The organism is Bacillus sp. Je.9.29.b (assembly GCF_051129925.1).
Classification (GTDB): domain Bacteria; phylum Bacillota; class Bacilli; order Bacillales; family Bacillaceae; genus Bacillus; species Bacillus safensis.
The window spans coordinates 115058-129580 of the sequence record NZ_JBCPSO010000005.1; the positions used below are offsets into that span (position 1 = coordinate 115058).

The window sequence follows — 14523 nt, forward strand, 5'->3', positions numbered from 1 at the left end:
TCGAATTTATATTGATTATACCAACTTTGGATAGACTGCACATGAAATTGGCAGAAAACATAACAATCGAACTAGGAGAAAACAAAAAAAGCGAGAGGCAAAATCCTCTCACTTTTTCTGTAATGATATGCACCTTATTTAGACAGCACCCAATGTTGGATGGCTTTTGCCACGCCGTGTTCTGTATTAGGCGCTGTAATCCAATCAGCGGCCTCTTTCACCACTTCCTGCGCATTTCCCATGGCAATGCCTAATCCGGCTTCTTGAATCATGGCTATATCATTGAGGCTGTCGCCAAGTGACATGACGTTGTCCATCGTACAGCCAATGCGTTCTGCTACTTTTGCAAGAGCTGCCGCTTTGTTAATGCCGGCTGCATTCACTTCGATATTCGTTGGACTTGAGTTTGTGATCTCTAGATGCTTATTTGTTTTCAATGTATTGAGGACTTCCTCACGAACGTCATCATCATGAATATCAAAGCCAAATTTCAGCCATTCATGGTCATGAATTCGTTCAGGGAATTCACCTCTCCACACCTTATCCACAGTCGAAGCCCAGTAATCGGTTTCGTACCTATTTTTTAAATCCCACATCATTTGGACGTGATCAGGATGCAGCAGATCTCGTTCGATCAGCTGGAAGTTTGAATCCCAGATTTCACTTCCGTTTGCTGTCACAAGGTAAGACGATAACTTGAGCGGCTCAACCAGCTCTCGGCATGTCATCAGTGTCCGCCCTGTGCTAATGACCACATGGACCCCTTTTGCTTCAGCCTCTTTAATGGCTTGTTTATTTTCCTCTGGAATGATGTGCTCACTGTTTAACAGCGTGCCATCCATATCAATGGCAATCAATCGGATGTCTTTCTTATGAGCTTGTGTTGACAAATTGAGTACCCCACTTTGTATCGATTTTTGAAACTATCTTTATTTTAATATAAAGATGAAGCTGGCACAAAGGGACGAGTTTGATCCCATAGAAAAAAGACCTTGTGACAGGTCTTTTCACATGTGCTTAGCGTTCACACGCAATGCCGTCTTTGTCGCGGTCAAGCCGCATATTTTTTTGATAAAGTGCTTTTGATACATATGGCTTGTACTTTGTTTTTCCGCCTTTGTTTTTCGTGTTTTTGCTTTTTGCTACGCCGCCTTTATATACCTTGTTCAGCGCTTTGCAGTTTTTGTAAGACTTGACCGTTTTTGCATCTGCTGTGTGGGTGTCGACTTGTGTAAAGCTTAGTAAAAGACCTAAAGACAAGACAGTCACCATGATTTTTTTCAACATGTAAGATCCCCCTATTTTTTCTATTTTTACATTTTTATCATATGTCACCACTTTTTGTTTTTCAAGACTATCGAGCTAATTATTTTGATTTTTTTGGCATGAAATACATCTTATATCCTATATGGTACAATGAGTGGGAAACCTTTCCGTTTTTTACACGTATATGAAGAGAGGAGCTTTTCACATGAAAATGAAATATACCATTCTATATGTAAACGATGTGGAGGCGAGTATTCATTTCTATCAACAAGTACTTGGTTTCCCAATAAAATTGAGGGTTGAATCCTATGTTGAGTTTGACACTGGAGACGTGACGTTATCGATTAATTCACGTGAGGATGTCAAAGAGGCACTCGGATTGCCTGTCCCTGAAGCAAATCAAGCGTCTCAAACGTTTGAGATTGGCTTTGTTGTGGATGATGTGGATCAAACGATTGCATCAATGAAGGAAAAAGGGGTTCCGATCATCAAAGAACCTGCCAAAAAACCATGGGGTCAAACGGTCGCTTATGTGTCTGATCCTGATGGTCATTTCATTGAAATATGTGATGCGGTCTCCTAATTGTCTTTGAAGGGAGTGAACCAGAATGAGAAAAAAACATGCCTTTGTCGCCGGTGTTTGCTCAATGATTGTGATTTGCAGTGCTGCTATCCTATTGCAGCACCTTGAATGGATTGCGTTTGTCAGCGGCGGGATTTCTATTATTGGGGTCGTGATGTCTGGGGTGCTAATGGGTGCTTGGACAAGTGGAGAAGAGACACGAGCAGCCTATCATTCTGAAACAAAAGAACACCGCATGTGGCGTCTTGATACGGCTTTTCTTGTGATGATTTTTGCACTTCCACACATGGCTGCTTCGGTCTTTTATGTTTTGATGTAAACACTTGTTAAAAGGAGTTCGCAATATGGCTGTTTTTATTCTATTCATTGTATTTGGCTTTCCTATTATCTCTGTGCTGATTGGCATTTTGGGCACGCTCTTTTTAAAGAATGTTTGGATGCCTACTTTGATTGTGCTGTTAGCGAGCATGATCTTCATGTTCACTTATATTGACGGGAATGAATCCTTTCTCATTTGGGTCATCGTCTATACCGTCTTTACGTTCCTTGCTGGATGGATTACAAAGCGGCTCAGCGTGTAGACAAACCCTCGCATTCTGTGTCAGGTCTGCGTGCCGGTGCTCACGAATGTCAAATTCGCTCCGCGCCGGTACTCGTCCTTCCTAGACTTCAAAGGTTTTCTATCACGCTGAAAAAAAGAAGACAAAGGGCTAAAATAAAGATCATTTTAGCCCTTTGTCAACAATTTGAAAGAACAGTTTTCACTGTTCTTTTTTTGAATCATATATCCGCACACCATAATTCAATTTCAATTTTCAGCTCCGGCCATCCTAAAGCTGATACATAAGCAACCGTCATTGATGGGTAAGCTGTTTTAAAGATCGTATCCCACTGAGGATATAGATGGTCCCAGTCGATTTCTTCTGTTGCCCATATATTGACCTTGATCACATGTTCTTCATTCAATCCTTCTGATTCAAGGATTTTTTTAATGTTTTCAAACGTATTCGTTACTTGGTCGTTTAAGCTTGATGGGATCTGCCCATCTATATCTGTCCCTACCTGACCCGATGTAACAAATAATCCCGCACCCTTTGGCACCCTTGTGATATGACTGTAGTGACCAACAGGTTTCGGCATACTTTCTGGGTTTTTTCTCGTGATTTTTTCCATGTTATATCCCTCACTCACGTTTATTTTTCTACTAGTTTCTTCATTTTGTAGACAGACTTCACCAATTTCTATCTATCCTAAAAGAAAACAGCAGTGGAGTATCCATAGCCACAAGGTAAGAACATCAATATCTTCTTTTTCATGACCGGAACACTCCTTTTGATTGCGTGAGCAAGGTTTTGATTAACTTCATCGTACCTGACAAGTGATACATCGTCAAAATGATTTATAGACGATAACGCGCAATGTCCTGATTCAATCGCATGCTAAGCTCATTAAGTCTTTCTGCTGCTTTTGCCACATTAGAAATGGCTGTCACTTGTTCGTCTGTGGATGCAGTGATTTCTTCGATCGCCGCAGCATTTTCTTGAGAAACATGTGCTGCGCCGTGCATGGCTTTTGTGATGAGGTCGTTTTGCTCCAGCAGTGTATTCAGCTCTTTTGCCATCGCGTTTGTTTCAACGATGGTTTGTGAAATCAACGTAGAGATGGCATTGAATTCATGTTCTGTTGCATGCACCGCTTCATCCAGCTCGGCAAAACGATCCATTGTGCTCGACATGATGCCCGCTGTTGCCGTCGTTTCTTCTTTAATGCCTTGAATCCTCTGCTGAATTTGGACGGCTGATTGTTTTGTCTGTTCAGCTAAATTCCGCACTTCACTCGCCACAACTGAGAAGCCTTTGCCATGCTCTCCCGCCCGTGCTGCCTCAATACTTGCATTCAGTGCCAGTAAATTCGTCTCATTTGAAATGCTTTCAATCGTATCTGTGATTTGAGAAATATCCTGTACTTTTGTACTTAACTGCTCGATTCCTGCTCTAATGCCTTGAGACGCCTGAATCGATTGTTCATTCGATTGTTTTAATTGCTGTACGATTTGCTGACCCTGCTGTGATGATTGACTCGATTGGTCAGAAATCCGTTTAATTTGATCACTCTGTTCTTTGACATTCTCAATAGATTGATTAAACTGGGTCATTTGTTGATTGGCTTCTTCAAGATCAGATGCTTGATGAAGTGTTCCAGTCGAAATGTCTCCGATGGCTCGTCCAATTTCTTCACTGCTGGCTGAGGTTTCTTCAGATATTGCCGATAAATCTGTCGCTGATTCAACAAGCTGACTGCTCGTTTCCTGTAAACCGCTCACCAGTGTTCTGAGCTCTCCTGACATATGGTTAAAGCCTTTTGCCAGCTGGCCGATTTCATCCGTTGTTTCCTTTAAGTTTGTGCGTTCAATATTCCCCGCCGCAATTTCCTTTGAAGCAGCAGTGACTTGCTTCAGCAGTCTGACTTTTCCTCGAGCAGCTAAATAAAAGACGCCTAGACTCAGAAGGGCGACACCTGCTGTAATGAGAATAATATAGAGCTTCATCTGCTCTAATTCTTTATAAAATTCGTCCTGGAAGACAGCGATACCTACACTCCAATTCCACGGCGTAAACTGGCTCATATAGGCGAGCTTTTCTTTTTCTTCGCCGGTTGCATCGTCCTTATCCATATAGGTCACATAGTGTGCATCCTCACCTTTTGCATTGGCGCCAGCGACCATTTTTTGACGATTGGTCGTGTTATCTGGAATGACGCCAATGTCGTTGACCGGATGGACCTGGGTTGAATAGTCAGTGCCATATGCGATCAGATAGCCTTTATTTTTATAGATAAAATCTGATTTTTGAGATTGGTATCCCTTCCCGTTGTCATTTTTGGGTCCACTCAAGTAAAGCCGGGCTTGTTCTTGCGCCTGCTCAAGCGTCAGTTCTTTTTTCTCCACACGGTCATTCAACTGTTCAAGTGTGGCCATTGCTCCGCTGACGATGTGCTTTAAATCTGCTTTCCCTGCATCAATTAATACGTGTTTCGCTAAAAAATAACCCGTTGTTCCAACAAGTCCGCCCGTTAAAATCGTGATCACGATAATGGCAGACATTAATTGAAAAAAGACACTTCTTGACGCAAACGCTTTCTTTTTCATGTACAAATTCCCCCTTACTTTATATATCGTCAAGCAGGAAAAAGTATTAAAAAAGTCATAGAAAAAATCCCTTTCGCACATTGGAAAGGGATTTTCTGATTAATGAGCTGCTTCTTTAAGAATGGCTTGATAAAGATCGTCTGCTGGCGAGAGTCCACATACCTCTTTCAGCACACCTTCAATGCCTTTTTCTTTTCGTAATGCCTGCAGACGAACAGCTTCTTCGTCTTCAGTAAAGTCGTAAGCTAAAGCTGCCACGATGCCTTTAATTAAATACTGTGGCTGTCTGATTTTTTTCGCTGGACCGATTAAACGGTCATTTGCTCCAAGCTTTCTAAGCGGGGAACGTGCGACGCGCGTGACTTCATCAGAGATAAAGGCATTTTCAAATCGTTTGATGATTTTTTGGATATACGCATCATGTTCTTCTTTTTGAAAACCATATGTGTCGATTAAATAACTGCCCGTTTCGTGAAGTGCACCTTCGACCACTTGACGAATCTCTGGTGTATCGACAGCTTCTTTAATCGTTTGCACGCCTTTCTCGTACCCGACATAAGCAGCTAGTGCATGTCCTGTGTTGACAGTAAAGAGCTTACGCTCAATATAAGGCGTTAAATCTTGTACAAAGGTCGCTCCATCGATCTGAGGAACGTCTCCAATAAAGCCTGTCTCATCAATGACCCACTCGAAAAATGGCTCGACTGATACTTTCAAAATGTCCTCATGGTGCTGAATGGGGACAATGCGGTCAACCGCAGCGTTTGGAAAACCAACTGTGTGTGACAGCGCTTCTTGTTCATCAGCTGTTAAATGAGAGAAAACGGCTTCCTTTAAATGAGAGCTGCCGCCAATCATATTTTCACACGCCACAATGTTGATGATATGATCAGATTTTTTCTGTTTTAAACCTTCAGCAATCGATGAAGCAATGATGTTCAAAACAGCTGGTCCAACAGCTGTTGTAATGAGGTCAGCTGTTGCAACTGCCTCAGTTAATGCGGCTGGATCTTTTGCGGAATTGATGGCTGACACAGGACCAACTACTTCTTGCTGCTGCCCTGGTGCTGCGAGTTCAACCGTGTATTCTCCTTTTTCATTCAGCTCGTTGATCACCGCTTCATTTACATCGGTAAAAACGAGCTCAAAGCCTGATGCTTTTAACAAAGATCCGATAAACCCTCTGCCAATATTTCCTGCTCCAAAATGAAGTGCCTTCATGTTAGTTCACCTCGTTAAAGATGGCAATCAGTTCATCCTGATCCTTTGCATGAATGATACGCTCTACGTTTTCTTCCTCTGAACAGACAATCGCAATTTGAGAAAGAATATCGAGATGTTCATTGTTTTTACCAGCGATACCAAATACAACTTTGACAATATTCCCCTCGCCATATTCAACGCCATCTGGAATTTGGATAATGGAAATTCCTGAATGAAGAACAGCCGCTTTCGCATCCTCTGTTCCATGAGGAATGGCAATTCCGTTGCCCATAAATGTAGAAGAAATGTTTTCTCTTTCAAACATTTTGTCCACATAATCACTCGTGACATAACCGTTTGCCACTAAGACTTCGCCCGCTTTTTTAATGGCTTCTTCTTTAGAGCCGGCTTGTTCGTTTAGAAAAATATTGTCTTTTGAAAGTACTTGTTTCATGAAAGATCACACACCTTTTTTAGAATGGAAAATCAGAAAACAACCAAAACGGGGAGTTCAATTAGGAAAAATTGGACTCAACCCGTTTCGTCATGTTATTTTTTCAATTTCTCAATCAGCTCATCGTATTTCGGGCTGTTTAAGAAATTATCAACTGAGATATGAACAGCTCCTGGCAGTTTTGCCTTGGCTCTATCTGTTAAATCTTTATGAGTAAAGACCACATCGGCATCATCTGGGATGTTGCTGATGGATGTATTTGTTACATCAATATCTAGCTCTGCCTTTTTGACTTTATTCTTTAAGACGGATGCGCCCATCGCACTTGAGCCCATTCCTGCATCACAGGCAAAGATGATTTTGTTCACGTCATCTGGATTGATTTCATCTGGAGATGCTGCTTGCTCGCTTGCTTCAGCACCTTCTTTTTGTGCTGTAAGAGCAGCTGCTGCTGCACTTTTCTTGCCTTTCATGTCTTGCATTTTTTCAGTTGCTGCTGTTAAGTCTTCGTCCACTGCTTTAGACGCTTTCAAAATGACAGAAGCGACAAGGAAAGATACGACCGCTGCCACGACAACACCTGCTAGAACGGCAAGGTGGCCGCCTTTTGGTGACATGAGCATAAGAGCGATGATACTTCCTGGTGACGGCACAGCCTTTAAGCCTGCATTTAACAGTGTAAAGGTCAGAACGCCGCTCGCTCCCCCTGCAATAACCGCCAAAATGAGCTTTGGCTTCATTAAAATGTATGGGAAGTAAATCTCATGGATTCCCCCTAAGAATTGAATGACAATCGCACCCGGTGCAGACTGCTTTGCCGTCCCTCTTCCAAAGAACATGTAAGCTAGAAGAACACCGAGACCTGGTCCAGGGTTTGTTTCAAGCAAGAACAGAACGGACTGGCCTGTCTTCGCCGCTTGCTCTACTCCTAATGGACCTAAAATCCCTTGGTTAATTGCATTGTTTAAGAACAATACTTTCGCTGGTTCAATGAAGATACTTGCCAGCGGAAGTAAATGTGCATTGACAATGATATCTACACCTGCCGCAAGGGCTTTATTCAGGCCTAGTACCACTGGACCGATGGCGTAGAAAGCAATGGCGACTAAAATGGCACCTAGTATACCTGCACTAAAATTATTAATCAGCATTTCAAAGCCTGATCTGATTCGGTCTTTAAACAGCTGGTCGATTTTCTTAATGAGATAACCGCCAAGCGGGCCCATGATCATTGCGCCTAGAAACATTGGGATGTCCGAACCGACAATAACCCCTATCGTAGCGGTTGCACCGAGTACCCCGCCTCGATGGTCATATACGAGCTTCCCGCCTGTGTAACCGATTAAGAGCGGCAGCAAGTAGTTGATCATTGGGCCAACTAGTGTATTTAATTGTTCATTTGGAAAATAACCACTTGGAATGAACAATGCTGTGATGAGTCCCCAAGCGATAAAAGCTCCAATATTCGGCATGATCATACCGCTTAAATAGCTTCCGAAGCGCTGTACCTTTACGCGAAATCCGCTTTTTTCCTGCATCTATGAAAACTCCTTTCTTCTCTCCCTTTATTTAGGGCTTTATAGGTCAAAAGATATAAGAACAAGATTCAATGAAGCCCTTATGCCTATCGTAAAACGCTTTCACGTTCTCTTCAATTGAAACTAAATGTCACTTTGTCACATAGTGTGTGACAAAATTGAAAAATGATGTGACATCACCTTCAGATCCTAATACAAAACGGGTGAAAAGGTTGATCTGCCGTTGTTTTGACGAAAAATTCATGGGAATTTCACAACTTTCAAATGGTCTCTTCTTGTTTCCTCTCCTTAAATCGAATAGGCTTATAATTGATCAAACCTATTCAATTAAGAAATGTCTGCGCAGACATGACACAGAAAAAGTGAACCATCTTGCTGTTTGTTTCGTTTACCTTTTAGAGTGGGCGGCACAATAGGAAGAGCGGTTTTTTCTGTGACTCACAGTTTACTGCCGCTTTCTTTCTGATACATGAGACATTTTCATAGGTAGAAAGGCGGTTATTCATCTTGTTTAAAAATAGTAAGTGGCTTCTGCTTCTTATGGTCATGTTCGCTTTTTTCATTCCAAAGGAAGCATTTGCTCACGCATACGTCGTGAGCTCGAACCCAGCGGCAAATGAAGAGCTGGATCAGCAGCCTCCTTCAGTCTCGATCACATTTAGTGAAGGGATTGAAAGCGGATTTCATGCCATTAAGGTGCTAAATGCAAAAGGTGATCGTGTGGATAAAGGAGATACAGTCATTAAAGATCAAAAGATCATGGAAGCGGCTTTAAAAAAGAATTTACCAAAAGGGATTTACACCATACAGTGGAATGCGGTATCAGCGGACGGACACTCTGTCTCTGGCATGATTCCGTTTAGTATTGGAAAAGCGGATGGCGGTTTTGACCAATTAGAGCAAGGTCAAACGGATGAATCCATTGATGTGGCCTCAACTATTGATAAAGCCTTTCTTTATACGTCATTCAGCTTATTCCTTGGGACCATTTTGTTTGGACTGCTTTGGTTTAAGACTGCGATTTCACCTGTATTGGCGAAACGAATGCAGCGGCTTTTGACATTGTCATTGATCATGATGGGCGGAGCACTTGTGTTCCAGCTGCCGATTCAGACAAAATCAGCGGCAGACGTGTCCTTTTGGGGGGCATTTCAGCCTTCGCTTTTACAAGAAACGATTGCGTCCACTTCTGGCGGTAGTCTGTGGATGATGCTTATGGCGTCATTTGTTCTTCTCACCATCTGGACGATTGTGGCGGTGAGAAAAGGGAACTTCTCTTCTTTTCGGGTTTGGCTGTTTCCACTGCTTCTATTCACAGTGCTCCTTTGGGTGAAAGCACAAATCGGACATCCAGCCGCAACAGACAATAAAATACTCACAACATCACTTGATTTCATCCATCTCGTCTCTGCTTCAATTTGGGTCGGTGGTTTAACAGCCATTGTCCTTCTATTGATGAAGAAACTGCCAAATGAAGATCAGCCGCTCATACGGAGTACGCTAGCAGCATTTCATCCTTGGGCACTGCTCTCTGTTGGACTCATTGTGTTTTCAGGATTTGTGAATGCCATCTTTATTTTGCAATCGTTTGACGCTCTTTTCCAATCAGCATACGGACGCACCTTTTTAATCAAGCTTGGTTTATTTATCATCATGGGCCTTCTTGGGCTGATGCATTACTTGATGCTGAGATGGGAAAAGAAGCAGAAACGCAGCGTTTCCTTACGAGCTGAATGGATGATCGGGATCGCCATTTTGTTATTAACGGCTGTCTTTACCAATATTCCGAGCCCTCCTCCGCCTGCACCTGAGCCCTTCTTTGGCGCAAATCAGGTCGAGCATCGTGACATTGTGTCCTTGAGCATTACCCCGAATGCCCCGGGGAAAAACTCATTCGAAGTGGCATTTACAAAGAAGAATGGCGAAACGATCACTGATATTCAATCTGTGACAGCCAAGATCCATAAGGTGGCATTATTCGGTGATGAGACACCGAGTGAATTTCAGCTGAAACGATTAAAAAATGGTCATTTCTCTGCTGAAAATCTCTTATTAAATGAAAAAGGCACATGGAAAATTGAAATCCATGCGTTAACTGGTTCTTTTAAGAATATCGATACCACATTTATTAGAAGAAACTAAAAGGAGTTATCACATATGAAAAAATACGTTAAAGCTTTACTACCAATGCTTCTCGCCTCATTTTTATTGGCAATTCCTGTGAGTGCGCACGTGACAGTCAAGCCTGATACATCTGCGACAAATGCTTGGGAGACCTATACATTAAAGGTTCCTTCTGAGAGTGACAGTCCGACGACTAAAGTTGTCGTCACAATGCCTAAAGGCGTAGAATTCCAGCAATATGAGCCAGTACCTGGCTGGAAAACATCAACTGAAGAGAAAGATGGCAAGGTAACAAGAGTGACTTGGGAAGCAACAGGTAAAGGTGTGCTTGCTGGACAATTCCAGCAATTTGTTTTTGTAGCGAAAAACCCTGAAAAAGCAGGTGAAGCTGCTTGGGATGCGTATCAATATTATAAGGATGGAACGGTCGTTGAATGGACTGGTGATAAAGATGCTGATAAACCTCATTCCATTACAAATATTGTGGCATCTAATACTGTAACGGATTCACATGGCCAGGAAAAACCAAAAGAAGAAAAGGCCTCTGAAACAGCCACTGCTTCTTCCTCACCACTTGTCCTTGGTCTGTCCATTGCTGCTCTAGTCGTGGCACTGATTGCACTTGGACTTGCTTTTAGAAAAAAATAAAGGCTGTATGAGCGATCGTTTTCTGAGAAACGATCGCTTTTTCTTTTATGCCGAATCAATTATTTTCCATTTTCCCAACTTGTTATTACCAATATAGGATTGAATAGGATAAAGCCGCGTGACATAATGAGACAGATGACCACATAGGAGGCTATGAGATGAACCATGTAATCATATTTGCTCATCCCCAGCAAAGCTTAAATCAAACCTTATTAGATCTTGTTGTGAGCACTCTATTGAACAATGGTCATAAAGTGACTGTTCGTGATGTCTATGCCCTAGGTTTTTCACCAGAGCTCACCATTGCAGAAAAGGCTGCCATCAAATGCGGGGATGTCCCGATTGCCATTCAAAGAGAGCAGACACTGATTCAGCAAGCGGATGTGTTGACGTTTATTTTTCCAATATGGTGGACCGGCTTGCCGGCCATGCTAAAAGGATATGTAGAGCGCGTCTTTTCTGAAGGTTTTGCTTATCAAACCAATGAGGATGGAGAAATTGAAAATCTGCTTCGGCACAAAAAAGGTGTCATTATCAACACACACGATGCCCCGAGGACTTTTCTTGATTCAAATTTGAGCTTCACCTCCTCTCATCACATGACCACAGATACTGAAGTCTTCAATTTTATTGGCGTTCAGCCTGTCGAACGGCTTTTGTTCAGCAGCATGGAGCAGGCATCTGCAGATTACATACATGAAATTTTGAAAGAAACGAAAGAAACGGTGGATCAGCTTTTCCCGCCGGCTGTTTAATAAAAAAAGACTGCCGAGATTCCTCTGACAGTCTTTTTCACGTTTATTCGTCTAAACCAATCGATACATATTTTGTTTCTAAATAAGGTTCGATCCCTTCGATGCCGCCTTCTCGGCCAATTCCGCTCTCTTTCATACCGCCAAAAGGTGCTTGAACAGCCGATGGACCGCCATCATTCCAGCCAATAATCCCATAGTCGAGATGTTCTGAAATGTAGAGTCCGTTCCGATAATTTTCTGTAAAGAAATAAGCTGCAAGGCCAAAAGGTGTAGCGTTGGCTAATTCAATTGCCTCGTCTAACGTTTTGAATGTCGTAATTGGTGCCACTGGACCAAAGGTCTCTTCATGCATGATGTTCATCGAAGGATCCACATGTGTAAGAACCGTTGGCTGGACAAAATAATACGACTTGTCATCGTCGAAATGCGTATCGCCGCCGACAAGAACTTTCGCCCCTTTATCCACTGCATCTTGAATTTGACCGACAATTTTATCAAAGCCGCGCTTGTTGATAATTGGTCCAATAGATGTGCCTTCTTCAAAGCCATTTCCTACTTTCAGCTTTTCTACTTCTTTACTGAAGCTTTGCGCAAATGCTTCATGAATGTCTTCATGCACAATTAAGCGGTTGGCACAGACACAGGTTTGTCCTGCATTCCGGAACTTAGATGCCACTGCCTGTTTGACAGCTAGTTCAAGATTCGCATCCTTGTCTACGATGAGCGGAGCATGACCGCCAAGCTCCATTGATACGTGTTTGACTGTGCTGGCACTGTTTTTGATCAAATGCTTTCCGACGGGCGTTGAGCCTGTAAACGTGATTTTTCGAATCAATGGACTACCTGTGAAGATTTCACCCACTTCTTTGCCGTCTCCCACAACCCATTGCAGTGCATCCTCTGGAATGCCAGCTTCATGACCTAATTTTACTAGTTCAATGGCTGTCAGCGGTGTGTCTTCAGCAGGTTTTACAATAAACGTACAGCCTGCTGCAAGCGCAGGAGCTGCCTTTCTCGTAATCATCGCCGCAGGGAAATTCCACGGAGTAATGGCAGCAACCGGACCAACTGGCTGTTTTGTGACGAAAAGGCGTTTGTTCGTCGTATGTGACGGGATGGTTCTGCCGTAGATTCGCTTTGCTTCTTCTGCGTACCATTCAATATAACCAGCCGCATAGACGATTTCCCCTAATGCTTCTTGATATGGCTTTCCGTTTTCTTCTGTGATGATTTTCGCAAGTCTTTCTTTATGTTCAATCATCAGATCAAACCACTTGCGAATGATATTGGCACGTTCATGCGCTGACGTTTTCGCCCATGATTTAAATGCTTTGTGTGAGCGGGAAATGGCGTCTTCGATCTGTTCTTTTGTATGCTGAGCAACTGAAGCAATTTCTTCTCCTGTTGCAGGATTATATACTTTGAGTTCGTTTGTCATGCTCTACCGTCTCCTTCGTTCTTGGATTCATTACATATAGTATATACCCAATGAGTACCCAACCTAAAAGCAATATCCATTCAGCTGGCCACGATAAGGAAGCCGGCATTCCTGGAAAGTAAAATGAAAGGAAAAGAAGACTCAGTCCGATGGCTAAAACACCTGTCGTCCGCCAATATTTAATGCTGTATGGACGCTCCAGCTCAGGTTCTGTTTTGCGAAGTCTCATAAAGGCAATGGACACGATTAAGTAACCGACGATGATTCCGACACCGCCCGCATTGACAATCCATACGAGGGCAGGACGCCCTAATAATGGAGCGAAAAAAGCTAAAGCTCCAAGAAATAAAATGGCATTTGTCGGTGTTTTATACTTTGGATGAATATACGCAAACCATTTGGAAATCATACCTCTTTCCGCCATAGCATATAGAATACGGCTTGCACCGATAATAAAAGCATTCCAGCTCGTCACAATCCCTGCTACACCGCCAATAACCAGCACTGTTCCAAACGCTTGATGACCGAGAAGCTGTACCATCGCATCTGCTGTCGCTAATGAAGAGGCTTCAAGCTGTCCTTTTGACAGCCCAGCTGCTACCCCAAAGACAATAAGCAGATAAAAAATGACCGCGCTCACGATGGAGATAATCAAGATTCTCCCAATGATTTTTTTTGGTGCGTTAATCTCCGCCGCTACTTGCGGAATGACATCAAACCCAACGAATAAAAAGGGAATCATGACTAACACCGCCATAAGACCGCCAACCCCGCCTTGAAACATCGGCTCAAGGTTTGCAAAATCTCCATTGAATGTTGCGCCGCCTAAAAGGAGAAAACCTGTCAGAATAATCGCCACTGTGAACACGGACTGAAAAATGGCAGCAGGCTTCGCTCCAATGTAATTCAGCGCTGTTAAAAACAATGCCCCGCCAGATCCAATCAATACCCATGTGAAATAAACGTCCCATCCTCCTATATTCCATAAAAAGCCAGCATGCTGTGTTGGAATCACATAATCAATGACGGTCGGCAAGGCGACAGCTTCAAACGTAATCACAGACACATAACCAAATAATACGCCCCATGCTGAGACGAACGCTGCTTTCATCCCAAATGCGCGCTGGACAAAGACGAGCCCTCCGCCTGTCTCTGGAATTGCAGATGAAAGCTCGGCATACGTAAGTCCAATAAAGATGACGAGAATACCGCCTATAACGAAAGCAATCACACTGCCTAAAAATCCAGCTGTTAAAATCCAATCTCCCGAAAGTACAACCCAGCCCCAGCCAAGCATTGCACCAATGGACAAAAACAGTACGTCAGACTGCGACATGGTTTTTGCCATTTGTTGATTTTGCATACA

General features: G+C 42.9%; 15 protein-coding genes. 6 read left to right on the forward strand and 9 right to left on the reverse strand.

Annotation, left to right across the window (positions count from 1 at the left end; all coding sequences use genetic code 11):
- Positions 1-134 precede the first annotated feature (134 nt).
- Both AAZR19_RS11635 and AAZR19_RS11640 read right to left on the reverse strand, forming a co-directional pair.
- On the reverse strand, positions 135-890 hold the full coding sequence (locus AAZR19_RS11635; RefSeq protein WP_041106513.1) for a Cof-type HAD-IIB family hydrolase: 756 nt from the start codon (positions 888-890) through the stop codon (positions 135-137).
- Between the two features lie 127 nt (positions 891-1017).
- Positions 1018-1287 (reverse strand): excalibur calcium-binding domain-containing protein, encoded by a 270-nt coding sequence (locus AAZR19_RS11640; RefSeq protein WP_434703222.1) that lies wholly within the window; start codon positions 1285-1287, stop codon positions 1018-1020.
- Positions 1288-1471: 184 nt separating this feature from the next.
- On the opposite strand from AAZR19_RS11640, the gene AAZR19_RS11645 reads away from it, so the two are divergent.
- Genes AAZR19_RS11645 through AAZR19_RS11655 form a run of 3 tightly spaced genes read left to right on the forward strand, consistent with a single transcriptional unit; the run spans position 1472 to position 2430 of the window.
- Positions 1472-1849: a VOC family protein gene (locus AAZR19_RS11645; protein WP_434703224.1), complete on the forward strand. Its 378-nt coding sequence runs from the start codon at positions 1472-1474 to the stop codon at positions 1847-1849.
- 25 nt (positions 1850-1874) lie between these two features.
- Positions 1875-2168 carry a DUF5316 family protein gene (locus tag AAZR19_RS11650; RefSeq protein WP_434703226.1) on the forward strand — a complete coding sequence of 98 codons (294 nt, stop codon included), beginning with the start codon at positions 1875-1877 and terminating at the stop codon, positions 2166-2168.
- 25 nt (positions 2169-2193) lie between these two features.
- Positions 2194-2430 carry a DUF2651 family protein gene (locus AAZR19_RS11655; RefSeq protein WP_041106519.1) on the forward strand — a complete coding sequence of 79 codons (237 nt, stop codon included), beginning with the start codon at positions 2194-2196 and terminating at the stop codon, positions 2428-2430.
- A gap of 199 nt (positions 2431-2629) precedes the next feature.
- On the opposite strand, the gene AAZR19_RS11660 is transcribed toward AAZR19_RS11655, so the two are convergent.
- The 5 genes from AAZR19_RS11660 to AAZR19_RS11680 form a co-directional block, all read right to left on the reverse strand.
- Entirely contained in the window at positions 2630-3022 is a 393-nt protein-coding gene (locus tag AAZR19_RS11660) for a RidA family protein (RefSeq protein WP_041106521.1), read from the reverse strand.
- 226 nt (positions 3023-3248) lie between these two features.
- A complete protein-coding gene (locus AAZR19_RS11665) occupies positions 3249-4997 on the reverse strand; it encodes a methyl-accepting chemotaxis protein (protein WP_434703229.1) in 1749 nt (582 codons plus the stop codon).
- 99 nt (positions 4998-5096) lie between these two features.
- Positions 5097-6218, reverse strand: a complete 1122-nt coding sequence (locus tag AAZR19_RS11670) for a mannitol-1-phosphate 5-dehydrogenase (protein ID WP_434703231.1) — start codon at positions 6216-6218, stop codon at positions 5097-5099.
- 1 nt (position 6219) lies between these two features.
- Positions 6220-6654 (reverse strand): PTS sugar transporter subunit IIA, encoded by a 435-nt coding sequence (locus AAZR19_RS11675; protein WP_041106527.1) that lies wholly within the window; start codon positions 6652-6654, stop codon positions 6220-6222.
- 95 nt (positions 6655-6749) lie between these two features.
- On the reverse strand, positions 6750-8192 hold the full coding sequence (locus AAZR19_RS11680) for a PTS mannitol transporter subunit IICB (protein WP_039176553.1): 1443 nt from the start codon (positions 8190-8192) through the stop codon (positions 6750-6752).
- A 507-nt stretch (positions 8193-8699) separates the two neighbouring features.
- Between AAZR19_RS11680 and AAZR19_RS11685 the strand changes: the two genes are divergently transcribed.
- The 3 genes from AAZR19_RS11685 to AAZR19_RS11695 all read left to right on the forward strand — a co-directional run bounded on the left by AAZR19_RS11685 (position 8700) and on the right by AAZR19_RS11695 (position 11719).
- Positions 8700-10334 carry a copper resistance CopC/CopD family protein gene (locus AAZR19_RS11685; RefSeq protein ID WP_041106531.1) on the forward strand — a complete coding sequence of 545 codons (1635 nt, stop codon included), beginning with the start codon at positions 8700-8702 and terminating at the stop codon, positions 10332-10334.
- A gap of 15 nt (positions 10335-10349) precedes the next feature.
- Entirely contained in the window at positions 10350-10964 is a 615-nt protein-coding gene (locus tag AAZR19_RS11690) for a YcnI family copper-binding membrane protein (protein WP_087975267.1), read from the forward strand.
- Between the two features lie 158 nt (positions 10965-11122).
- The gene (locus AAZR19_RS11695) at positions 11123-11719 is read left to right on the forward strand and encodes an NAD(P)H-dependent oxidoreductase (RefSeq protein ID WP_041106534.1); all 597 of its coding nucleotides are present in this window, start codon (positions 11123-11125) and stop codon (positions 11717-11719) included.
- Positions 11720-11762: 43 nt separating this feature from the next.
- Here AAZR19_RS11695 and AAZR19_RS11700 read toward each other — a convergent pair whose 3' ends face one another.
- Together AAZR19_RS11700 and AAZR19_RS11705 are read right to left on the reverse strand one after the other, a co-directional pair.
- Positions 11763-13157 (reverse strand): NAD-dependent succinate-semialdehyde dehydrogenase, encoded by a 1395-nt coding sequence (locus AAZR19_RS11700; RefSeq protein ID WP_041106535.1) that lies wholly within the window; start codon positions 13155-13157, stop codon positions 11763-11765.
- Positions 13132-14520 carry an APC family permease gene (locus AAZR19_RS11705; RefSeq protein ID WP_041106537.1) on the reverse strand — a complete coding sequence of 463 codons (1389 nt, stop codon included), beginning with the start codon at positions 14518-14520 and terminating at the stop codon, positions 13132-13134. The genes AAZR19_RS11700 and AAZR19_RS11705 overlap by 26 nt, the downstream gene beginning before the upstream one ends.
- Positions 14521-14523: the final 3 nt, after the last annotated feature.